This is a genomic window from Actinacidiphila sp. bgisy160, from assembly GCF_057707815.1.
Genome location: NZ_JBYIQW010000022.1, coordinates 33,470 through 54,621 on the forward strand (window position 1 = coordinate 33,470; position 21,152 = coordinate 54,621).

Annotated in this window: 17 protein-coding genes, 1 tRNA gene and 1 pseudogene; 2 read left to right on the forward strand and 17 right to left on the reverse strand. The window is 72.1% G+C overall.

Features of this window, described 5'->3' with window-relative positions; genetic code table 11:
* Positions 1–269: 269 nt before the first annotated feature.
* The 4 genes from AC3EUJ_RS18935 to AC3EUJ_RS18950 all read right to left on the reverse strand — a co-directional run bounded on the left by AC3EUJ_RS18935 (position 270) and on the right by AC3EUJ_RS18950 (position 4,080).
* A complete protein-coding gene (locus AC3EUJ_RS18935) occupies positions 270–1,778 on the reverse strand; it encodes a metallophosphoesterase family protein (protein WP_431962785.1) in 1,509 nt (502 codons plus the stop codon).
* Between the two features lie 53 nt (positions 1,779–1,831).
* Entirely contained in the window at positions 1,832–2,227 is a 396-nt protein-coding gene (locus AC3EUJ_RS18940) for a VOC family protein (RefSeq protein ID WP_431962787.1), read from the reverse strand.
* 268 nt (positions 2,228–2,495) lie between these two features.
* Positions 2,496–3,074, reverse strand: a complete 579-nt coding sequence (locus tag AC3EUJ_RS18945) for a hypothetical protein (protein ID WP_431962789.1) — start codon at positions 3,072–3,074, stop codon at positions 2,496–2,498.
* A 920-nt stretch (positions 3,075–3,994) separates the two neighbouring features.
* A tRNA-Leu gene (locus AC3EUJ_RS18950) sits at positions 3,995–4,080 on the reverse strand.
* A 316-nt stretch (positions 4,081–4,396) separates the two neighbouring features.
* Here AC3EUJ_RS18950 and AC3EUJ_RS18955 point away from each other — a divergent pair.
* A complete protein-coding gene (locus tag AC3EUJ_RS18955; protein ID WP_431962791.1) occupies positions 4,397–5,212 on the forward strand; it encodes an ABC transporter ATP-binding protein in 816 nt (271 codons plus the stop codon).
* Positions 5,213–5,257: 45 nt separating this feature from the next.
* Positions 5,258–7,759, forward strand: coding sequence for an ABC transporter permease (locus AC3EUJ_RS18960; RefSeq protein ID WP_431962793.1), 2,502 nt, complete (start codon positions 5,258–5,260; stop codon positions 7,757–7,759).
* A 60-nt stretch (positions 7,760–7,819) separates the two neighbouring features.
* Here the strand turns inward: AC3EUJ_RS18960 and AC3EUJ_RS18965 are convergent, their stop codons facing one another.
* From AC3EUJ_RS18965 to AC3EUJ_RS19025, 13 genes and pseudogenes are all read right to left on the reverse strand, one after another.
* A complete protein-coding gene (locus tag AC3EUJ_RS18965) occupies positions 7,820–9,145 on the reverse strand; it encodes a class I SAM-dependent methyltransferase (RefSeq protein ID WP_431962795.1) in 1,326 nt (441 codons plus the stop codon).
* Positions 9,146–9,354: 209 nt separating this feature from the next.
* On the reverse strand, positions 9,355–10,722 hold the full coding sequence (locus AC3EUJ_RS18970; RefSeq protein WP_431962797.1) for an NAD(P)/FAD-dependent oxidoreductase: 1,368 nt from the start codon (positions 10,720–10,722) through the stop codon (positions 9,355–9,357).
* 364 nt (positions 10,723–11,086) lie between these two features.
* Complete coding sequence (locus tag AC3EUJ_RS18975) at positions 11,087–12,028, reverse strand: Ppx/GppA phosphatase family protein (protein WP_431962799.1); 942 nt, start codon at positions 12,026–12,028, stop codon at positions 11,087–11,089.
* On the reverse strand, positions 12,025–12,573 hold the full coding sequence (locus AC3EUJ_RS18980) for a DUF501 domain-containing protein (RefSeq protein ID WP_431962801.1): 549 nt from the start codon (positions 12,571–12,573) through the stop codon (positions 12,025–12,027). Before AC3EUJ_RS18980 ends, AC3EUJ_RS18975 begins: the two co-directional genes overlap by 4 nt.
* 29 nt (positions 12,574–12,602) lie before the next feature.
* Positions 12,603–13,103 carry an FtsB family cell division protein gene (locus tag AC3EUJ_RS18985; protein WP_431962803.1) on the reverse strand — a complete coding sequence of 167 codons (501 nt, stop codon included), beginning with the start codon at positions 13,101–13,103 and terminating at the stop codon, positions 12,603–12,605.
* Positions 13,104–13,187: 84 nt separating this feature from the next.
* Entirely contained in the window at positions 13,188–14,468 is a 1,281-nt protein-coding gene (gene eno, locus AC3EUJ_RS18990) for a phosphopyruvate hydratase (RefSeq protein ID WP_326581391.1), read from the reverse strand.
* Positions 14,469–14,648: 180 nt separating this feature from the next.
* Positions 14,649–15,641, reverse strand: a complete 993-nt coding sequence (locus tag AC3EUJ_RS18995) for a transglycosylase family protein (protein ID WP_431962806.1) — start codon at positions 15,639–15,641, stop codon at positions 14,649–14,651.
* A gap of 116 nt (positions 15,642–15,757) precedes the next feature.
* On the reverse strand, positions 15,758–17,023 hold the full coding sequence (locus AC3EUJ_RS19000; protein WP_431962808.1) for a cytochrome P450 family protein: 1,266 nt from the start codon (positions 17,021–17,023) through the stop codon (positions 15,758–15,760).
* Positions 17,016–17,717, reverse strand: a complete 702-nt coding sequence (locus tag AC3EUJ_RS19005; protein WP_431962810.1) for an endonuclease V — start codon at positions 17,715–17,717, stop codon at positions 17,016–17,018. The genes AC3EUJ_RS19000 and AC3EUJ_RS19005 overlap by 8 nt, the downstream gene beginning before the upstream one ends.
* 241 nt (positions 17,718–17,958) lie before the next feature.
* Entirely contained in the window at positions 17,959–18,510 is a 552-nt protein-coding gene (locus AC3EUJ_RS19010; protein WP_431962812.1) for a DUF6479 family protein, read from the reverse strand.
* A 66-nt stretch (positions 18,511–18,576) separates the two neighbouring features.
* Positions 18,577–19,557, reverse strand: a complete 981-nt coding sequence (locus AC3EUJ_RS19015; protein ID WP_431962814.1) for a nucleoside triphosphate pyrophosphohydrolase — start codon at positions 19,555–19,557, stop codon at positions 18,577–18,579.
* An 82-nt stretch (positions 19,558–19,639) separates the two neighbouring features.
* Positions 19,640–20,281: a SurA N-terminal domain-containing protein gene (locus AC3EUJ_RS19020; RefSeq protein WP_431962816.1), complete on the reverse strand. Its 642-nt coding sequence runs from the start codon at positions 20,279–20,281 to the stop codon at positions 19,640–19,642.
* A gap of 130 nt (positions 20,282–20,411) precedes the next feature.
* Positions 20,412–21,056, reverse strand: a pseudogene (locus AC3EUJ_RS19025) (GmrSD restriction endonuclease domain-containing protein); the annotation flags it as partial.
* Positions 21,057–21,152 lie beyond the last annotated feature (96 nt).

The window sequence follows — 21,152 nt, forward strand, 5'->3', positions numbered from 1 at the left end:
ACGACCTCCGTTGCTCACTGCTTGCCATTGCTTGGCCGTGAACTTAGGAGCCTTAGGGGGAAGGTTGACGAAGCGCAGATGTCCAGAACGCGACGGAACCTTCAGGTGACGGTAAAAGCCTAGGCCCGGACTTGTCCGTACAGGTAGCCGCGGCACCACCGCGCGCGGGCCGCCCCGCACCGCCGCTTCCGGCACGTTCGGGCAGATCACCGTCGGCGACGGGCCTCGCGTTGCGCGCAGCCCACAGGCCTGGGAAAGGCCCTGCCGGCTCATTTCGCGTTGGCCGGCAAAGGGATGGTGAAGTCGTCCTCGACCGGCGGGTCGAGTTCGTGTGCGAGCAGGCCGGTGGCGGCGAAGCACCGCACACGCACGACGGCCGGGCTGACGTCCAGCCTCAGAAAGCTCTTGAAGAACGGCGGACTGTACGTCGCCGAGCCCGGGGAGAGCAGACGGGTGAGCACCCGGCGGACGGGCAACCGCAGCCGCCGCCTGCGGTCCGGACGGGGCGGAGCGCCCAGGACGCTCGCGACGAAGCGGGTCCGCAGGGTCACACGGGCGCCGGTGCCCCGGGTGGCCGGCACGCCGAGCCGCTGAGCGAGGACCGCGGACGCCTCGTCCGGGGTGAGGTCGAACAGCCGGCGCAGGTGGAGCCGGCGGCCGTAGAGCCGGCTGTAGAAGGTCAGGGAGTCGCCGCGCATCGGGTAGCAGCGGAACCGGTCCTCGGTGACGCCGCCGACCGTCACGCGCGGGATCGTGTGGGTGGCGTGCATGAAGGCGCCCCCGCCGCCGGAGACGACGTACTGGATCCTGCGGCCGTCCACGTCGACCGGGTAGCGCTGGTAGTTGTGGATGTCGCCGCCGATCACGGCGACGAAGTTGCGCTCCGGGTCGCGGACGATCTCGTCGACCGTGCCGCCGCCCTCGATGGCGCAGGGGTGGTGCTCACCGTCCACGTAGATCGGCGAACCGGTGACGAGGATCTTGGGCCGGGGCCCGCGCGAGACCCGGCGCAGCCACTCCCCCTGCTCCCCGTCGATGTCGCCGAGCAGCCCGGTGTCGATGCCTATGATCCGTATCGGCCCCGAGTCGATCGCCCAGTACGGGCCGGGCTGGGACGCCGTCTGCGAGGGCGCGGAGCGCATCCGCCGGGCCTCGTCGACGCGGGCGTCGTCCGGCACGTCGGGCTTCGCCCACAGCAGGGTGCGCCACCAGGCCCGCGTCAGTGCGCGCGGGCGCGGGGCGGGCGGCAGGGCAGGGGCCCGGCAGAACACCCGCATGAAGCCGGTGAGCCCGTCGTACCAGTCGTGGTTGCCGGGGATGGCGTAGACGGGGGCGTCGTAGTCCCGGTAGGGCCGGAAGAACTTCGTGTCGTACTCGTTGGCGCTGCCGACGGGGTAGAGGACATCGCTGCAGATCACGGCGTAGCGCGTGCCGGCGCCCGCCTTGAGCATCCCGGGGACGACCGCGTACTGCGGGTCGTCGCCCTCGCCGGTGTCCCCGAGGAGGAGGAAGGAGTACGTGTCGGGGTCGTCCCGCTCGATCACCAGATCGGCGCCGGCCGCCCCGCGCTCCCGCTGGCCGCTCACCCAGCGCTGCCGGTCCCGGCCGGTCGGGTCGCCGAACAGCGAGGCGAGCGGGCCGTTGCGGGCCTTCCACAGGGTCACCGGGTCCAGCCACGACAGGTTGACCACCCGGGCCGGCATCAGCTCCCGGTAGGTGCCGGGCTGCTGGCTCTCCCAGCCGGCGCCGGCCAGGGATTCACGCGAGGAGTCGGACACCGGCGCACTTTAGCAACCGGGCCGGGCGCGAGCTGCGGCGCCCGCAACTCCGCTCAGGCGTCGGCGTCCTGCGGGTACCAGCGCAGTTCCACCGTGTTGCCGTCCGGGTCCTGCACGTAGGTCGACTGCGCCTCGCCACGCGCCCCGAACCGCCGCACATCGGCCTCCAGGACCGTGAACACCCCGGAGGCGACGACCTCTTCCCAGTCCAGCGGCTCCACCGTGAGGCAGATGTGGTCGACGTTGGACTCGCCGCGGGGCCCGGCCACCAGGTCGATGATGGTCTCCGGGGTGACCCGCACCGACGGGAACGGGGCCTTCCCGGCGCGCCATTCGCCGACGCGCACCGGTTCGAGGCCGAGCGGCCCGGTGTAGAAGGCCAGGGAACGTTCGACGTCGGCGACGTTGAGGACCAGGTGGTCGAAAGCCTTCACGCGCAACACGGTCATGTCTCCTCCAGAGGTGGTGTGCGGTGCACGCCCTCCACGATCCACTCGGGGGCCCGCCGCGATCAAGGCGTGATCGCCGTGCGATCGCTGAGCGCGATTCGAACTGTGGCTCCCGGTGGACCGGGAACAGGGCTGAGCGGGGCGGTGGTGTCACGCTTCGGGAACACGTCCCTGACCGCGCTGGGCCGGCAGTCGCCTGCCGGCCCAGCCGCAGATCGACCCTCACGCGGGAAGACCGGTGGTGCCGGGTCCCCGCCGGTCCGCACCGCTACGGCATGGTCAGCGTGGCGAGGGGGTGGTTGGCGGCGTCGAGGACGGTGACGCTGTGGAAGTAGCGGGTGACCGGCGCCCGGAGCGGCCCGGGAGTGGGCGTGGTGGCATACCAGGCACCCCAGCCCGGGTGTCCCGGCAGCCGTACGACGGTGCCGGTGACCGTTCCGTCATCGGTGACGACCTCTACCTTGGCGGCGGTCTCCGGGGCGACGTACACGCCGGACAGGAAGAACTGGTCACCCACCGTCTCGGTCTGCAGACTCACGTTGGGCTCGTCGCGGTCGATGTTGCCGTCCACCACGCTGCGGAACTGGCCTTCGGGCATGTCGGGGGTGGTCCAGTGCTTGCCGTCCCTGGTGAGCCACAGATCGACACCGGGAGCTGCGTGGACGCGCTCACCGGGCCGCACGATCCTCGCGGACCCGGCCTTGGCGGCGTGAGCATCGGCCGAAGCGCCGACCTGGGTCGCCGCGCCGGCGGTCTGGGCGGGGGTCAGCGCGTGTGCCACGGTCGGCACCCCCAGCAGTGCCGCCGCTGCCACGGTGGCCGCCACGTACTTCTTCATCCGGGTCATGGACGAGGCTCCTTACCGACTGTCGTTCAAGAGGTACGGGAGGCGCGTCGCGCCCCTCCACAGCCCCAAACCACCGTCTGGGGCGGATCAGTTGTCGGGCCACGCGACCTTTCGCGAGTTGGCCGAAACTGTGTGGCCGCCGACTCCGGCGACAGGCGGTGGGCCCAGCAGTCACCTCGCGGGCCCACCGTGAGTCCTCGAAAGCTCCCCGCTCGCGGGGTACGGCGGGCGGCCTCGGGGCCCCGGTGGCGAGGGCCACCGGGCTCTCTGCCGGGCGGGGCGCGGACGGTCCGAGAGCCTGGGATTCGGACCGGGGCTCAGCGGCTCCAGGTCTGCGACTCGGGCGCGGCGCCGGACGAAGGCCACGGCGCACATGCGGGCCCCGGCGCCTCCGTGATCCGCGCAGAGGACCCGAACGCCCTCACCGCGAGGACGGACCCGGAGGTCTTCCTGACCGCGTGCCGCGCACCGGGTGATGGCACGAGGGCAGGCGCGCACGTGTTCGCGCGACGCGGTGGTGGGCGCGCTCGCCGCTCGGGCGCGGGCGGCGGTTGGGCCGGGTGTACGGCCACATGAATCCCGCAGCGGCCGGCGGTCGGGCAGGTGCCCGGGTGACGAGAGATCCGTCAGATCACCCGCGTGCATGGTTCGTCGTCACACTTCGGCCGGCTGTCCGGTCTCAGTGTGTGCGGACTGCATGACAGGGCAGTCCGCGGCGGCACGGTGATCGGCCGTGCCGCGCGGTGGCCGACGACCCGGTTCGGCACGGGTTCGGCTGCCCCGGAGCGCCCGCCCCAGCGGTGGAGGCGGGCGCTTCGCGCTCCGCCATCCGTTCCCTGCTGCGCCCGCGTGCACGTGCCTCCATGGAGGACGTACGGCGCTTTCCAGCCGCCTTCGCCGGTCGGCGCCGCAGGCAGACGTGGTGCCCGGAACCGGACTCGAACCGGTACGCCCGCAAGGGGCAGCGAGGTTTAAGCTCGCCGTGTCTGCGTTCCACCATCCGGGCTGGGCGGCGCGAGAGCGCGGTACGAGCCTATCCGGCGGGGCGGGTGGAACAGGGCCCAGGATTCGTCATGTTGTCTGATTTTAAGGGTGCCTGACGTCCAGTCAGATATGTACCGCTCGAAGGAAAGCACAGGCCCGAGGCGGTGCGGGCGGTGGACCGGGCCCGCTGCATATGACGTGAAATCGCTTCCACCCGGGGACGAAGACTCAGGGCTCCCGTCATCCCCAAGTAGTACGCGGGGGTCCGCGCGTACCTCTCGGGACGGCCTGCAGAACCGGAATGTGGACGGATCCCGACGACGCCTCGCGTCGGGACGATGGAGGGGTCCGATCGACTCCCCCCGTCCCGACAGGAGCAGCGTGCCGTGACCACCACCGCACACCCCACCGCCACGGCCACGGCCGCCCGCGCCATCGAACTGGGCAAGGTCTACGGGGAGGGCGAGACCCGGGTCGTCGCGCTCGACGCGGTGACGGTCGAGTTCCGCGCCGGCGAGTTCACCGCGATCATGGGGCCCTCGGGCTCGGGCAAGTCCACCCTGATGCACTGCATGGCCGGCCTGGACACGGTCTCGTCCGGCTCCGCACGGATCGGGGACACCGAGCTGTCCGAGCTGAAGGACAAGCAGCTCACCAAGCTGCGCAGGGACAAGATCGGCTTCGTCTTCCAGGCGTTCAACCTGCTGCCGACGCTCACCGCCGCGGAGAACATCACGCTCCCGATGGACATCGCCGGCCGCAGGGCCGACCAGCAATGGCTGGACCGGGTCGTCGAGACCGTCGGGCTGTCCGAGCGGCTGTCGCACCGGCCGTCCCAGCTGTCCGGCGGTCAGCAGCAGCGGGTCGCCGTCGCGCGGGCGCTGGCGAGCCGGCCCGAGATCATCTTCGCCGACGAGCCCACCGGCAACCTCGACTCGCGTTCCGGCGCGGAGATCCTCGGCTTCCTCCGCAACTCCGTGAAGGAGCTCGGCCAGACGGTCGTCATGGTCACCCACGACCCGGTCGCCGCCTCCTACGCGGACCGCGTGGTCTTCCTCGCCGACGGACGGATCGTCGACGAGCTGCGCGGCCCGACCGCGGACACGGTGCTGGAGCGCATGAAGCGCTTCGACGCCAAGGGCCGTACCAGCTGATCCCCGCCGCCGGCCACGAGCCACGACCGAGAGACAAGCCCTGACATGTTCCGTACCGCCCTGCGCAATGTCCTCGCGCACAAGGCCAGACTGCTGATGACCGTGCTCGCCGTGATGCTCGGCGTCTCCTTCGTCTCCGGCACCCTGGTGTTCACCGACACCATCGGCAGTGCCCTCCGCAAGGCCTCCGCCAGGAGCTACGCCGACGTCTCGGTCGCCGTCACCTACGGGGACGCCGACCATCCGCTCCCCCAGCGGCTGGTGGACGAGATCGGCCGGCTGCCCGGCGCCGAGTCCACCACCGCGACCGTGAACGGCTTCACCGCGATCGCCGACAAGCAGGGCCGGCTGGTCGGCGACGGCTGGTCCACCCGCGGCGGCAACTACACGGGAGCGGGCCGTTACCCGATGCGCGAGGGCCGCGCCCCGCACGGCCCCTCCGAGGTCGCGCTGGACTCCAGGACCGCCGAACGGACCGGCTACGCCGTCGGCGACATCCTCCGGATGTCCATCGACGGCCCGGTGATGCGGCAGAAGGTGACCGGCGTCTTCGGCACCGACGACGGCAACGTCGCCGCGGGCGGCAGCCTGGTGCTCTTCGACACCGCCACGGCCCAGAAGCTCTTCGGCAAGCCGGGCACCTACGAGGAGATCGACGTCAAGGCCGCCGCCGGCACCACGCAGGCCGCGCTGAGGGCCGAGATCGAGAAGCTGCTGCCGCGCTACGCCAAGGACGCCTCCGCCTCCACCGGCCAGAAGCTGGCGGACGAGGAGGCGCGGCAGATCGCCTCGGACCTCAGCAGCTTCAACACCACCCTGCTCAGCTTCGCCGGCATCGCGCTCTTCGTGGGGATCTTCATCATCGCCAACACCTTCACGATGCTGGTCGCACAGCGCACCAAGGAGCTGGCGCTGCTGCGCGCGGTGGGCGCCAGCCGCCGGCAGGTGACCCGGTCGGTGCTGGTCGAGGCCCTCGTCGTGGGCATGGTGGCCGGTGCCACCGGGTTCCTGCTCGGCATCGGCATCGCGGCCGTGATGCGGGCGGTGCTCGCCTCGGCCGGCGCGCTGCTGCCCGACGGCACCCTGACCGTGCAGCCCGGCACGGCGGGGGCGGCGCTCGCGGTGGGCGTCGGCGTCACCGTGCTCGCCGCATGGCTGCCGGCCCGCCGGGCCGCCAAGATCCCGCCGGTCGCAGCGATGAGCAGCGTGCACGCCCCGGCCACGGTCAAGGGCCTGGTCCTGCGCAACACGCTCGGCGCGCTGCTGTCGGCGGCGGGTGCCGTCCTGGTGGTGGCCGGCTCGGGGATGAAGGACAACGGCAACATGGTCCTGGGCGGCGGCGCAGGACTGCTGCTGGTCGGCGTCTTCGTCCTCACCCCGCTGCTGTCCCGGCCGGTGGTCGCCGCGGCCGCGCCCCTGCTGCGGCCCTTCGGGGTCACGGGCAAGCTCGCCCGGCAGAACTCGGTGCGCAACCCGCGGCGCACCGCCGCCACCGCCTCCGCCCTGATGATCGGTCTCACCCTGATCACCGCCCTCACGGTGGTGGCCATCTCGGTGAGGACGACGGTGGACGAGCTGGCGGCCGCCCATCTGAAGGCCGACTACCAGATCACCATGGCCACCGGCCAGAACCTCTCCCCCGAGGTGGCCGAGCGGGTCGCCGGCACCGAAGGCGTCAGCGACTCCAGCGCGGTGCGCGACGCGCACACCGAGCTGGACGGCGAGGACGAGTGGGTCACCGGCGTCGACGCCCCGCAGATCGGGCGCCTGCTCGCCCTGGACTTCAGACAGGGCTCCCTGGCCGCGGTGCACGGCGACTCCATGGTCGTGGACTCCGACACCGCGAAGCGGCGCGGCTGGCACGCCGGGCAGAGCCTGCCGGTGCGCTACGACGACGGCACCAAGGGGCGGTTGACGATCGGCGGCGTCTTCGAGGGCGGCGACCTCATCAACGGCGTGATCATGGACAACGCCACGGTCACCCCGCACACCCCCAAGGCCGGGGACATGCGGGTGCTGGTGCGGATGGCCGGCGGCGCCGACGAGGCCAACCAGGACGCGCTGGTGAGGGCGCTCGGCGAGAACCCCGTCATCAAGGTGCAGGACAAGGCTGACATCTCCCGCGATATCAGCTCCACGATCGACCTGATCCTGAACATCCTCTACGGGCTGCTCGCGATGGCCGTGCTGGTCGCGGTGCTGGGTGTGATCAACACGCTGGCGATGTCGGTCTTCGAGCGCAAGCACGAGATCGGCATGCTGCGGGCGATCGGTCTGGACCGTGCCGCGGTCAAGCGGATGATCCGGCTGGAGTCCCTGGTGATCTCGCTGTTCGGCGCGGTGCTGGGCCTCGGCCTCGGGGTGTTCCTCGCCTGGGCCGTCGGGGGGCTGATCCGGCGGGACCTGCCGAGCTACGCGTTGGCCCTGCCCTGGGACCGGATCGGGGTGTTCCTGGCGATGGCCGCCCTGGTGGGCGTCCTGGCCGCGTTGTGGCCGGCCCGCCGGGCGGCCCGGCTGAACATGCTGGAGGCCATCAAGGCCGAGTAGCACGACGGCGGCGAGCGCCCGCGGGGCGGGGGTCCTCGACGGCCCCCGCCCCGCGGCGGGTCAGGCCTGCCGGTCCCGGCCCAGCCAGTCGGCCCGGGTCCGGGGCATCCCGGAGCCGCCGTCCTTGGCCGGGCGGACGGCGAGGACCTGGTTGACACCGATGCGGTTCTGCTCGAAGGAGAGCGCGGACGCCGCCATGTAGAGCCGCCAGACACGGGCGCGGCCGGCCCCGGCGAGACGCACGGCGTCGGCCCAGTGGGCCTCCAGGTTGGCGACCCACTGCCGCAGCGTCAGCGCGTAGTGCTCGCGGATCGCCTCCACGTCCCGTACCTCGAGCCCGGCCTCCTCCAGCCGGGAGACGGTGGAGCCGAGCGGGGCCAGCTCGCCGTCGGGGAAGACGTACCGGTCGATGAACTCGTCGACGTGGTAGGCCTCCTCGTCCTCCCAGGGGCGGCGGCCGATCTGGTGGTTGAGCAGCCGCCCGCCGGGCCGCAGCAGTCCGTACAGCACCCCGGCGTACTGCCGGTAGCGCTCACGGCCCACGTGCTCGGCCATGCCGATCGAGGAGATGGCGTCGTACGGCCCGTCGGCGACCGCCCGGTAGTCCTGCACGCGGATCTCGATCCGGTCGGCGAGCCCGGCGTCGGCGACCCGCTTGCGCGCGTAGGAGGCCTGCTCGGTGGAGAGCGTGACACCGGTGGCGTGGACGCCGTAGTGCTCGGCGGCGTGCATCACCATCGAGCCCCAGCCGCAGCCGACGTCCAGCAGCCGCTGCCCCGGCCGCAGTTCCAGCTTGCGGCAGATGAGGTCCAGCTTGGCCCGCTGGGCGTCCTCCAGGGTCGCGTCGGGCCCCTCCCAGTAGGCGCACGAGTAGACCATGGACGGGCCGAGCACCAGCTCGTAGAAGTCGTTGCCGACGTTGTAGTGGTGACTGATCGCCTGCCGGTCCCGGATGGGGCTGTGCAGCATCCCGGAGCGCCTGCGGACCTCCTCCGGCGGCGGGGGCGGCGGCAGGCCGGGGCCGGCGAGGGCGAGGGCCTCGCGGGCCAGCCGGTAGGTCCCGGGGTCGCGCGCGAGGCCGAGCAGGCGGCGCGGTGACGCCCCGCCCCCCTCGGCGGGGCGCTCCCAGACGAGCCCGGAGAGCCGGTCCAGTGCCTCGTACAGGTCGCCGTCGACGTCGAGTTCACCGGACACCCAGGCACGGGCCAGGCCGAGTTCGCCGGGCTTGAACAGCAGCCGGCGCAACGCCCGGCGGTGCCGTACGACCAGGGCCGGGGCATCGGGCGGTCCGGTCTCGCTGCCGTCCCACGCGCGGATGCGCAGTGGGAGCGGGACGCCGAGCGCCTGCTCGGCGAGGGCGGTCAGTCGTCCGGCCGCATCGGCCATGGCGCGTACCTCCGTGCCTCCATGAAGACGGGTCCACTGGGCTGAGAAACGGATGCGGGATACACCGACATTCCCGCACTACCGCTTCTTTACCTCTACCCATCTCATGTCCTGTGCCGCGGGGCCAGGGACACGGGCACGACGAAGGGCGCCCGCCCCACGGATGGCGGACGCCCTTCGGCCGGACTGTTACCTGCGCAGGTGCCTGCTCAGGCCTTGACCTTGGCGGCCTCGGCGGTGACCGCCGCGGCCGGGACCGGCTTGGCGGCCTCGTAGAACTCCTCGCGCGGGTTCTCGATGGCACCGAGCGAGACGACCTCGCGCTTGAGGAACATCGCCAGCGTCCAGTCGGCGATGACCCGGATCTTGCGGTTGAAGGTCGGCACCGCCATGCCGTGGTAACCGCGGTGGAAGTACCAGGCCAGGCGGCCCTTGAACTTCAGCTTGAGCTTGCCGAAGCGGATCAGGGCCACACCCTTGTGCAGGCCGAGGCCGGCCACAGCACCCAGGTTGGCGTGCTTGTACTCCTTCTGCGGGAAGCCGCGCATGCCGGACACCACGTTGTCGCCGAGCACCTTGGCCTGGCGCAGCGCGTGCTGGGCGTTCGGCGGGCACCAGGCACCGGGACCGGAAGCCAGGTCGGGGACCTGGGCGTTGTCGCCGGCGGACCAGATGTAGTCGGTGCCCTGGACCTGGAGCGTGGCGGCGGTGTCCACGTGGCCGCGCGGGCCGAGCGGCAGGCCGTACTTGGCCAGCGTGGGGTTGGGCTTGACGCCCGCGGTCCACACGATGGTGGAGGCGTCGACCTCCAGGCCGTTGGCGAGCACCACGTGCTTGTCGACGCAGGAGGTCATGGAGGTGCCGAGGTAGACCTCGATGCCGCGCTCGCGCAGGTGCTCAAGACCCCAGGTGCCCAGCTCCGGGCCGACCTCGGGGAGGATCTTGTCGGCGGCGTCGACGAGGATGAAGCGCATGTCCTCGCGCTTGACGTTGGTGTAGTACTTGGCCGCGTCACGGGCCATGTCCTCGACCTCGCCGACCGTCTCGGCGCCGGCGAAGCCGCCGCCGACGAAGACGAAGGTGAGCGCCTTGCGTCGGACGTCCTCGTCGGTGGTGGAGTCGGCCTTGTCGAGCTGCTCCAGCACGTGGTTGCGCAGGCCGATGGCCTCCTCGACGCCCTTCATGCCGATGCCGTGCTCGGCGAGGCCGGGGATCGGGAAGGTGCGGGAGACGGCGCCGAGCGCGATCACCAGGTAGTCGAAGGGCAGCTCGTAGGTCTCGCCCACGAGCGGCTCGACGACCGCGACCTTGCGGTCCTGGTCGATGGTGGTGACCCGGCCGGTGAGGACCTCCGCCTTGGGGAGCACGCGGCGCAGCGGCACCACGACGTGGCGGGGGGAGATGCTGCCGGCGGCGGCTTCCGGCAGGAAGGGCTGGTACGTCATGTACGAGCGCGGGTCTACGACGGTGACCGTCGCTTCCGCGTAACGCATCTTCTTGAGGATGCGCCGCGCCGCGTACAGGCCGACGTACCCTCCGCCTACTACGAGGATCCTGGGACGCTCCGTGGTGCTCATGCTTCGAGTATTCACCACGCCCCAGGGGGTACCTCGTGAGCCCCTTCACAAGGTTTCTGCTGCCCTCTGCTACACTGCGCCGCTTCGTGACCAGGGCCACAGCGCCCAGGGGGAACCCGGAAGGTCGCGCGGGCGTTGAGCGCCCCCTCCGACCAGCGGTGATCGGCATCCGGGGACACCCCGCCACCTTCCGGCAGGGCAGGCGAACCACGTGTGCACCAAGGGCTTTGGGGGTCAAGGGAGACCCCGGCCTCGAAAAGTTGGGCCGTCCGGCGGGAACTTTCATGTGAAGAAATTCACGAAGTTTTCCCGGCGGGCGTGTCACACCCGCCCCCCAGACCCGCTCAGATGGCAAAGTCCCTGCTCAGGCGATGCTCCACGCGATGCCGTCGAGGATGTCGTGCTCCGAGACCACGACCTCGCGGGCGCCCGTGCGCTCCATGATCCGCAGCAGCACCAGGGCCCCGGCGCCGATCACGTCGACCCGCCCCGGGTGCATCACCGGGATCGCGGCGCGCTCGGCGTGCGTGGCGGCCAGCAGGCGCGCGCTGATCTCACGCACCGTCCCGACCGGGATGCGGGAGTGGTGGATGGCGGCCCAGTCGTACTCGGGCAGGTCCAGCGCGATCGCGGCGACCGTGGTGACGGACCCGGCCAGCCCGACGAGCGTGCGTGCCTCGCGCAGCGGGACGGTCCGCTCGGCGAGGTCGAGGGCGGCGTCGATGTCCCGCGTCATGGCGGCGACCTGCCCGGCGGTGGGCGGGTCGGTGACCACGCCGTCGCGGACCAGGTGGCGCTCGGTCATCCGCACGCAGCCGACGTCGACTGAGCGCGCGGCCGTCACATGGCGGTCGCCGACGACGAACTCGGTGGAGCCGCCGCCGATGTCCACGACCAGAAAGGGACGCTCCAGGTCCGCCCGTCCGGCCAGCTCCTTGGTGGCGCCGGTGAAGGAGAACTCCGCCTCCTGGTCGCCGGTGATCACCTCCGGCTCGACGCCGAGGATGTCCACCACCCCGCGCACGAAGTCGTCCCGGTTGGAGGCGTCACGGGAGGCGGAGGTGGCCACGAAACGGACCGTCCGGGCCCCCAGTTCCGCTATCACGCCCGCGTACTCGCGGCAGGCCGCGAAGGTGCGCTCCAGCGCCTCGGGAGCGAGCCGGCCGGTGCGGTCCACGTCCTGCCCGAGCCGGACGATGGTCATCCGGCGGTCCAGGTCCTTGATCTCGCCGGTCGCGGGATCCGCGTCCGCGACGAGCAGGCGGATGGAGTTCGTACCGCAGTCGATGGCGGCGACCCGGGTCACCGGCTCTCCCCCTCGTCCTGCCCGGCGCCGCCGCACGGGCTCACGCACGGGCCCTTGCGCCACCACTCGGGCAGCATCGCGATCGTCTCGTCGCCCAGCGGGTTCACCCCGGGGCCGGCCGCGAGGGAGTGGCCCACCAGGACGTGCAGGCACTTCACCCGGTCCGGCATGCCGCCGGCGCTGGGGAAGCCCTCCAGGACCTCGATGGCGTCCCGGCGGGCGATGTAGTCCTCGTGCGCGGCGCGGTAGGCGGCGGCCAGTTCCTCGTCCTCGGCGAGGCGGGCCGTCATCTCCTTCATGACGCCCTCGGCCTCCAGGGTGCCGATCGCCGAGGCCGCGCGCGGACAGGTCAGGTAGTACAGCGTCGGGAACGGCGTCCCGTCCTCCAGGCGCGGCGCCGTCTCCACCACGTCGGGGTTGCCGCAGGGGCAGCGGTGCGCGATGGCCCGCAGGCCGCGCGGCGGGCGGCCGAGCTGCTCCTTGAAGGCGGCGATGTCCGCCTCGGTGGGCGGGGCGTGCTCGGTCTGCGGCGGGGGCTTTTCCATGCCTGGGCGTGTCTCTTTCGGGGCGTGCGTCAACGGTGTGCTGCGGTGGCGGCGTCCGCGTGGTCGACGCCGTCCCACAGGTTGGCGTACCAGGGGCGGCGGGCCGCGCTGTCGCTGTGGCGGGCGCCTGCGTCCTCGGAGGCCGCGGCCCCACTGGGCTTGACCACCGTATACGCCGTCTCGCCCGGCAGTACGTAGTGAAGCCGGGCCCGGGCCTGCGCCTTGACGTACTCCGGGTCCTGCCAGCGGGCCTTCTCCTCGCGCAGCTCGTCCACCCGCTTGCGCGCCTGCTCGGCCTGCTTGCGCTGGTCGGCGATCTGCGAGCGCTGCGCCACGTACTGGCGCATGGGGTAGGCCAGGGCCACGACCAGGGCGCAGACGACCAGCGCCAGCAGCGCGGCCCGTCCGGTCAGCCGGTTGCGGCCGCGGGGCAGCGAGGGCCGCGGGCGGCCGGCCGCGCGGTAGACGCGGGCCTGCGCCTGTGCCCCGAGGGCACGGATGCGCGTCGCGGTGGAGAAGCGATCCGGCACGTGCACCTCCGGTGGGGGTTCGGGTGGCCCTTGCTGGCGCACGGTGCCGCCCGCCGCGGGCGCGGCGGGCGGCACCGGACGACGTCAGCCCTTGAAGCGGGGGAACGCGGAGCGGCCGGCGTACACCGCCGCGTCATCGAGGATCTCCTCGATGCGCAGCAGCTGGTTGTACTTGGCGACGCGCTCGCTGCGCGCGGGGGCGCCGGTCTTGATCTGGCCGCAGTTGGTGGCGACGGCGAGGTCGGCGATGGTGACGTCCTCGGTCTCGCCGGAGCGGTGCGACATCATGCACTTGTAGCCGTTGCGCTGGGCGAGCTCGACCGCGTCGAGGGTCTCGGTCAGCGAGCCGATCTGGTTGACCTTGACCAGGAGCGCGTTGGCGGTGCCGCTGTCGATGCCGCGCTGCAGACGCTCGGGGTTGGTGACGAACAGGTCGTCGCCGACCAGCTGGACCTTGTCACCGAGCTGCTCGGTGATGGTCTTCCAGCCGTCCCAGTCCTCCTCGTTCAGCGGGTCCTCGATGGAGACCAGCGGGTACGCCTCGACCAGCTCGGCGTAGTACGCGGTCATCTCGGCCGCCGACAGGGACTTGCCCTCGAAGGAGTAGCCGCCGTCCTTGTAGAACTCGGAGGCGGCCACGTCGAGCGCGAGCGCGATGTCCTGGCCGGGCTGGTAGCCGGCCTTCTTGATGGCCTCGACGATCAGGTCGAGGGCGTCGCGGTTGCTCGGCAGGTTCGGGGCGAAGCCGCCCTCGTCGCCGAGGCCCGTGGACAGGCCGCGCTCCTTCAGGACCGCCTTGAGGGTGTGGTACACCTCGGCGCCCCAGCGCAGGGCCTCGGAGAAGGACTCCGCGCCTACGGGTGCGATCATGAACTCCTGGATGTCCACGTTGGAGTCGGCGTGCGAGCCGCCGTTCAGGATGTTCATCATCGGGACCGGCAGCACGTGGGCGTTCGGGCCGCCCAGGTAGCGGAAGAGCGGCAGGTCGGAGGCCTCGGAGGCGGCGTGGGCCACGGCCAGCGAGACACCGAGGATGGCGTTGGCGCCGAGCGAGGACTTGTCCGGGGTGGCGTCCAGGTCGAACATCGCCTGGTCGATCAGGCGCTGCTCCGTCGCGTCGTAGCCGACCAGCTCCGGGCCGATCTGCTCGATGACGGCCAGGACGGCCTTCTCCACGCCCTTGCCCAGGTAACGGCTCTTGTCGCCGTCGCGGAGCTCGAGGGCCTCGAACGCACCGGTGGACGCACCGGAGGGGACGGCTGCACGGCCCGTGCTGCCGTCGTCGAGGCCGACCTCGACCTCGACGGTGGGGTTGCCTCGCGAGTCGAGGATTTCCCGGGCTACGACGACGTCGATGGACGGCACGTGAGTCTCCTTCTGGATGTCTCTTCGTTTCGGCATGAGCCTAACCGACCCGAAAAGCCCCGGCCGGGCACGCTCAGGGGATGGACATGCCCGTGCTCGGAACGGAGGAGAAAGTTCAGCCCGATGTCGGCCGGCGTCCGCCGGGCGGAGGTGGACTCCCGGCCCGGCGGCGCGCGGGGCTCAGCGGCCGAGGTTCAGGTACGAGCCTGCGGTGATCACGTTCGGGTCCTCGCCGATGACGTCGCGGTTCGCGTCGTACAGGCCGCGCCAGCCGCCCGGCACGTGCTGCTCCATCGCGATCTCGCAGAGCGAGTCGCCCTCCTGCACCAGGTAACGGCCGGCGGTGGTGTTCTTGGCGCTCGTGCCGCTGTCCCGGCCGGTGTCGGCCTTCTTGGTCTCGGCGCGCGTGTCGGGGGTGAGCGGGATGACGCCCCAGGCGGCCTCCCCCTCGACGAAGTGGGCCGGCAGGCCGCTGGGGCCGTGCCCCTGGGTCCCGGTGGATCCCCTGGAGTCCCCGGTGGCCGTGCCGTCGGTGGCGGTGCCGCCGTCCGGCTTGCGGTGCTTGCCCTGACCCTCGCCGTCCGCGGAGGAGGTCGCGGAGGCGTCGGGACTCTCGGTCGCGTCGGCGTCCGGGGTGGCGGTCGTGTCGTCACCGGTGCCCGGGGACGTCGTGCCGGCGGTGTCGTCGCCGGCGCCCGGGGAGGTGGTGCCGGTGGTGTCGCCGCCGGAACCGGTGGTGTCGCCGGAGCCCTGCCCGTCGGGGCCGTGGCCGCCGTGCAGCAGGCTGTCGAGGGCGTCGGTGAGGCCGGAGGAGTCGGCGCAGCCGGACCACGCGTCCGGGCCGAGCTCCGCGAGGATCTTCTCGGCCACGGATATCTGCTCGTTGCGGCTGGCGAGGTCAGGGCGCTCGGCGTACTGGCCGCCGCCGTACTGCTGCCAGGTCTCCTCGGTGATCTGCAGGCCGCCGAAGAACCCGTTGCCGGTGTTCGAGCTCCACAGACCGCCGCTCTCGCACATGGCGACCGCGTTCCAGGTGCTGTTGGCGTCGGCGGCGCTGGCGCCGCTCGCTGCGAAGAGGGGGAGCGTGAGGCCCGCCCCGGTCGCCGCGACCGCGACCACTGCGGTCGGGGCCTGACGCGGCTTGCGGTGTCGGCCGTTCCCGGACTTCAGCATGCGCCATCGCCTTTCACATTCGAATACTGCGATGGCGCCAGACCGTAGTGGTCTTGGCCCATGCATCACAAGTCGATGTCTCAAGGATCACGCCAAGATCACGTTCTGACGCCATGTCAGTCACTTTCCGGTGTGAAGGAGACCGGCAGTGTCCGCAGACCGCGCATGATCAGGCCGCCTCGCCACCTCAGGTCGGCCGGATCGGCGGCCAGTCGCAGGTCCGGCAACCGGGTCAGCAGCGTCGCCAGCGCGGACTGCGCCTCGAGCCGGGCGAGCGGCGCGCCGAGGCAGTAGTGGATGCCGTGACCGTACCCGAGGTGCTGGTTGTCACGGCGCGACAGGTCCAGGGCGTCCGGGTCGGCGAAGCGCGCAGGATCGCGGTCGGCCGCCGCCAGGACGACGAGCACCGGGTCTCCGGCGGCGACGGACTGCCCGCCCACGGTGAGCGGTTCGGTGGCGAAGCGCCAGGTCGCCAGTTCCACCGGGCCGTCGTAGCGCAGTAGTTCCTCGACGGCGGTGGCCAGCAGTCCGCGCTCGCCGCGGGCGAGGGAGTCCTGGAGCAGCCGCCGCTGCTCCGGGTGGCGCAGCAGTGTCCAGGTGCCGTTGCCGATGAGGTTGACGGTCGTCTCGAAGCCGGCGAAGAGCAGGATGAAGGCCATCGCGGCGGCCTCGTTCTCGGTGAGGTGCTCACCGTGGTCACTGGCCCGGATCAGCCCGGATATCAGGTCGTCGCCGAGTTCCGAGCGCTTGCGGTGGATCAGTTCCAGCAGGTAGGCGCGCATCTTCTTCACCGAGCGCGCCACTCCCCCGCGCGGCCCGCCGCCGTGCCGGATCATCATGCCGGCCCAGTCGCGGAAGTCGTCCTGGTCCTCGGCGGGGACGCCCAGCAGGTCGCAGATGGCGTAGATCGGCAGCGGGAAGGCGAACTCATGGATGAGATCCGCCTCGCCCTTGGCCGCGAAACCGTCGATCAGGCGTTCGGTGAGCTCCTGTACCCGCGGCGCGAACGCGGCCACCCGGCGCGGGGTGAAAGCCTTGGAGACCAGCCTCCGCAGTCGGGTGTGGTCGGGCGGGTCGATGTTGAGCAGGTGCGTCATCAGGTCGGCGCTGCGCTCACCCGGGATGCCCACCTTGCCCTTGGCGTGGGCGCGTTCGGAGTGGTGGACGGGGTTCTTGCTCAGCCGTGCGTCGGCGAGCGCCCGCTTGGCGTCCGCGTACCGGGTGACCAGCCAGGCCTCCACCCCGCTGGGCAGGGTCGTGCGGTGCACCGGGGAGTGCTCGCGCAGCCAGGCGTACGCGGGGTACGGATCGCTCGCGAACTGCCAGGTGAACAGCTCGGGGGCGGCCGGGATACCGGGGTCGGGGGTCACGCTGTCATGCATCCCATGACGTTAGCCGGTCGCGGCTGAGCCGGTCGGCGAGCCTGGTCGTCTCCGGGAGGCGGTAGGAGGGGGCCAGGGCCAGCACGTGACGGCAGGCGGTGTCCAGGTCGACGCCGTGGCCGGTGGAGACGTAGACCGGCTTCACCCCGGTCTGCGTCCGCAGCACCCGGCCCACCGTCTCCCCCGCGTCCACCAGCGGCGTACCCGATCCCCGGGCGTCGCCGAGCGAGGCCGGGTCCCAGGTGCCGACGAAAGGCGTCTTCGCCACCCCGGCGGCCGGCAGGCCCGTGACGACCCCCAGGTGGCAGGCGAGCCCGAAGCGGCGCGGGTGCGCCAGCCCCTGGCCGTCGCAGAGCAGCAGGTCGGGCGTGACGGAGAGCTTCTCCAGCGCGTCGATCAGCACGGGCAGCTCACGGAAGGCGAAAAGCCCGGGAACGTACGGGAAACCCGCCCGGGCGGTCGCGGTGACCTGCTCGACCGGGGCCAGCGTCGCGGTGTCGAGCACGACCACGGCGGCGGCGACGGTGTCGCCCTCGACACCGTGACCGCCGCCGTAGGCCACGTCCAGCCCCGCCACGTACCGCGGCCGCTGCGGGCCGGGGCCGTGGTGGTCCGCCAGGGGGCGGAGCCGGTCCTGCAGGGCCAGGGCCTCCGCCTCGCCGCGCGGCCACGCGTGCGGTACGTCGATGCGCATGGCCGCCAGCCTAGGCCGCCGCTGGGAGGTGCCCCCAGGTGCGGTGCATCGCAAGGCGGAGAGCCGGCCTCGTCGTGGGCTACTCGGATGATTCGACGACGTAGCGCGGCACCCCCGGCCGAGGGCTGGGGGTGCCGCGCCGGACGTCGCCGGGTGAGTGATCCCCCGGCCGAAGGCCGGGGGAGGGCGGTTGACGACACGGCGCCCGGGGCCGCTCGCGGCCGGGCCCGGCGGCCGCGGCTCAGTGCTCTTCCTTGCCGCTCTCCTCCTGTCCCGGCCCGGAGCGGGTCGGCGCGCCTCTGGGGACGCCGCCCTGGAACCCGCCCGCGGTCCCCGCGGGGCTGCGGGTGCCGCCCTCGAAGCCGCGGGTGCCCCCGGGGCCGGGGGTGCCCTCGGCACTGCGGGTGCCCGCCGGGCTGCGGGTGCCCTCGGGGCCGCTCACACCGTGGGAGCCCCAGTTGCCGAAGCCCTTCAGGGAGTGCGGGAGGCGCCGGATGCCATCCTGCGGCCATTCGTCCGGCTCCCGCCATTCGGTGAGCGTGTGCCGCTCGCCGTCCTGGTGGCCGGGCCCGTGGTCGGCCGCGGTCTCCCGCCCGTACTCCTCGCGGGTGTGCCACGCCCCGCCACGGGGCTGCGGTTTCTGCTCGGGAGGCGGTTCCTTGCTCCGGGCCCACATCCCGATCGACACGGCGCCGACCAGGATCCCGACCAGGAAGATGCCCACTATCAACGGCGCGATGCCGACGATGTAGTCGTGCGGCACGGCCAGCTGGATCTGTTCCAGTGCTCGCATATATCCCTTTTACCCGCTTTGCCCCATGCTGACGCACACCAGCGGAAGGAGATCCTCCGCGGCGGGTCAGCCGGTCTTCTCGGCCTCCAGAATCGCGTCCCGGTAGCGGCGCGCGGCGGCACGCAGGGCGGACTCAGGGTCGATGCCGGCCGCCTGGGCGGCGAGCGCGAGCGCCAGCAGGCGGTCCCCGGTCTCGGCGGCGTCCTGGTCCGGGACCGGCACCGACAGGCCCGCCTGGCGGGCCCGCGAGCCGAGCTTGGCGGCGAGGGCGAGTGCGGGCTGGCCGAGCGGGATGCCCTCGGTGACCGAGCCGCGCCGCTTCTCCTCCGCCTTGGTGCGCAGCCAGTGCTCCCGGACGTCGTCCGCCGTCTCGGCGACCTCGTCGCCGAAGACGTGCGGGTGCCGGTGGATCAGCTTGTCCACGATCGTGGCGGCGACGTCGTCGATCGAGAACGGCTCCTCCGGGTCGTCCTGCGCGATCCGCGCGTGGAAGACGACCTGCAGCAGCACGTCGCCGAGCTCCTCGCGCAGGGCGTCCCGGTCGCCTTCCTCGGCGGCCTCGGCGAGCTCGTAGATCTCCTCGATGCCGTACTTCACCAGCTCCTCGGTGGTACGGACGCTGCTCCAGGGGCACTCGCGGCGGATCCGGTCCATCACCTGCACCAGGTCGAGCAGCCGCGCGCCCGGCAGGTCGTAGGAGCCGGGCAGCAGTTCCAGATCCGGCATACGGACCCGGCCGGAACCCCCGAGCCGGGCGAGCTCGTCGGTGACGGCGCGGTCGCCCTCGCCGCCGGCCAGGTAGACCACGGTGCGGCCGCCCCCGGTGAGGTCGGTCAGCTCCCGCCCGGTCGGCGCGGACGTCTCGACGGCGACCCCGGCCTCGCGCAGGTACGGCAGCTGCGGGTGCCCCGGGTCGGGGCAGACGACCAGGTCGGCGGCGCGCAGCAGCTCCCAGGCGGGCCAGGAGAGCAGGCCGGGGGCGACCCGGTGGGTGGTGGTCAGCAGTACCAGGCGGCCCGGGCGGGCGGAGTCATCGGAGTGGTCCACCCGACGAAACTACCTCGCCGCGCCACGGCGCCGGGGCGGGGGCCGGACCCGCGTTCGGCCCCCGCCCCACCTCCGCGGTGCGTCAGGCCTGGGCGCTGCGGCGGGTCACCTCGGACAGCCAGGGGTCCTTGGTGGCGTCCAGGTCGAGCTTGTCGGAGTTCCACATCCCGTAGCGCGGGTTGACGTCGATCCTCAGCTTCCTCGACGTGTCGCGCAGCACCTTGATCAGCGCCGTCTGGCCCTCGGGGGTCTGCACGTCGGCGCCGTAGTGGGCGGCGACCTTCTGCATCAGCAGGTCGGTGCGGATGCTCTCCTCGATGTCGGCGGGCACCATCGCGTAGGTCTGCAGCAGCTGGGCCTCCAGGGCCGCCTTGCCGCCGGCCTGCTGCTCGCTGGCCGTCCGGGCGGCCTGGACTTCGCGCCGGGTGACGGACACGCCGATGTCGTCGGCCGCCTGCTCGATGACCTCGTTCTGCACGAGCCGGTGCACGACGTTGCGCTGGAGATCGCTGCTGGCCTCGATGAGCTGGGCGGCCTGCGGGGTCCTCTCCTGCGCGGCGCGCACGGCGGCGACCTTCGCCTGCACCGCCTCCACGGTGATCTGCTCGCCGCCCACGACGGCCGCGGCACCCGCGTGCGGTGTGCCGCAGGAGGTCAGCAGTGGTGCCGCGAGCAGCACGGCTGCGGCGGCGGTGGCGGAGAGAGCAGTCCTGCGGCGGAGCATTTTTGCCTCCCGGCAAGGGATCGAGCGACGGTGCACGACCTGGCAGTGATGCAGTGATCGAGGATATTGAGCGGGGCGCCGGGATATCCAGCACTCTGCACAACACACTGCACAAACGATCCGCGACACCTCAGGTGTCGCAGGCGGTCCCGTCGCCGTCCCGGTCCAGCGACCGGGAGTAGCCGGGGTCGCCGCGGTGCAGCGGGGCGGCGCCGGCCTCGCGGGCGGCGGCGCAGTTCGCGTACGAGGCATCCGGCAAGGGGGCGGTGCCCTCCTTCCCCTCGCCGGAACCGGAGCCGCCGCCGCCGGACGTCACCGGCCTGCCGGCGTCGGGCAGGGGCTCGTCGGGGCAGGTGTCCAGCACGTTCACCATGGCGGCCTTCTCGGCCCCGGTGACCCACAGCCCGTACTTCTTCTTCACCGCCACCTGCCGGGCCACGTACGGGCAGCGGAAGGCCTTGTCCGGCGGCAGCCAGGTCGCGGCGTCGCCGTCGCCCTTGCCGCGGTTGGTCGGGCCGTCGACGGCGAGGAGGTTCAGCGGGTCGCTGGCGAGCTGCGTGCGCTTGTCGCGGGACCAGTACTTGGCGCCCTTCTGCCAGGCGTCGCTGAGCGCCACGACGTGGTCGATGTCGACCGTGCTGCGGCCGCGTATGAAGTCGATCCGCCTGCCGGTGTACGGGTCGTCGAGGGTGCCCGAGGCGACGACGCAGTCCCCGCCCCGGTCGGCGCGGAAGGAGGTGCCGGTGAGGTCGCGGCGGAGTATGTCGTCGCGGGTTATCTCTATCCCTCTCCCGATCGCGATGCACATGAGGCACAGCCGTAACCCACTCCTGTCCCTCACCGTTATCAGTCATGCCGTGAGGCACATGAG

What these genes read in the sequence shown, in the direction of transcription:
- AC3EUJ_RS18940 (WP_431962787.1), bottom strand. Translation starts at nt 2,227, where the DNA reads ATGACCGTGTTGCGCGTGAAGGCTTTCGACCACCTGGTCCTCAACGTC.
- AC3EUJ_RS18945 (WP_431962789.1), bottom strand. Translation starts at nt 3,074, where the DNA reads ATGACCCGGATGAAGAAGTACGTGGCGGCCACCGTGGCAGCGGCGGCA.
- AC3EUJ_RS18955 (WP_431962791.1), top strand. Translation starts at nt 4,397, where the DNA reads ATGGAGGGGTCCGATCGACTCCCCCCGTCCCGACAGGAGCAGCGTGCC.
- AC3EUJ_RS18960 (WP_431962793.1), top strand. Translation starts at nt 5,258, where the DNA reads ATGTTCCGTACCGCCCTGCGCAATGTCCTCGCGCACAAGGCCAGACTG.
- AC3EUJ_RS18965 (WP_431962795.1), bottom strand. Translation starts at nt 9,145, where the DNA reads ATGGCCGATGCGGCCGGACGACTGACCGCCCTCGCCGAGCAGGCGCTC.
- AC3EUJ_RS18970 (WP_431962797.1), bottom strand. Translation starts at nt 10,722, where the DNA reads ATGAGCACCACGGAGCGTCCCAGGATCCTCGTAGTAGGCGGAGGGTAC.
- AC3EUJ_RS18980 (WP_431962801.1), bottom strand. Translation starts at nt 12,573, where the DNA reads ATGGAAAAGCCCCCGCCGCAGACCGAGCACGCCCCGCCCACCGAGGCG.
- AC3EUJ_RS18995 (WP_431962806.1), bottom strand. Translation starts at nt 15,641, where the DNA reads ATGCTGAAGTCCGGGAACGGCCGACACCGCAAGCCGCGTCAGGCCCCG.
- AC3EUJ_RS19000 (WP_431962808.1), bottom strand. Translation starts at nt 17,023, where the DNA reads ATGCATGACAGCGTGACCCCCGACCCCGGTATCCCGGCCGCCCCCGAG.
- AC3EUJ_RS19005 (WP_431962810.1), bottom strand. Translation starts at nt 17,717, where the DNA reads ATGCGCATCGACGTACCGCACGCGTGGCCGCGCGGCGAGGCGGAGGCC.
- AC3EUJ_RS19010 (WP_431962812.1), bottom strand. Translation starts at nt 18,510, where the DNA reads ATGCGAGCACTGGAACAGATCCAGCTGGCCGTGCCGCACGACTACATC.
- AC3EUJ_RS19020 (WP_431962816.1), bottom strand. Translation starts at nt 20,281, where the DNA reads ATGCTCCGCCGCAGGACTGCTCTCTCCGCCACCGCCGCCGCAGCCGTG.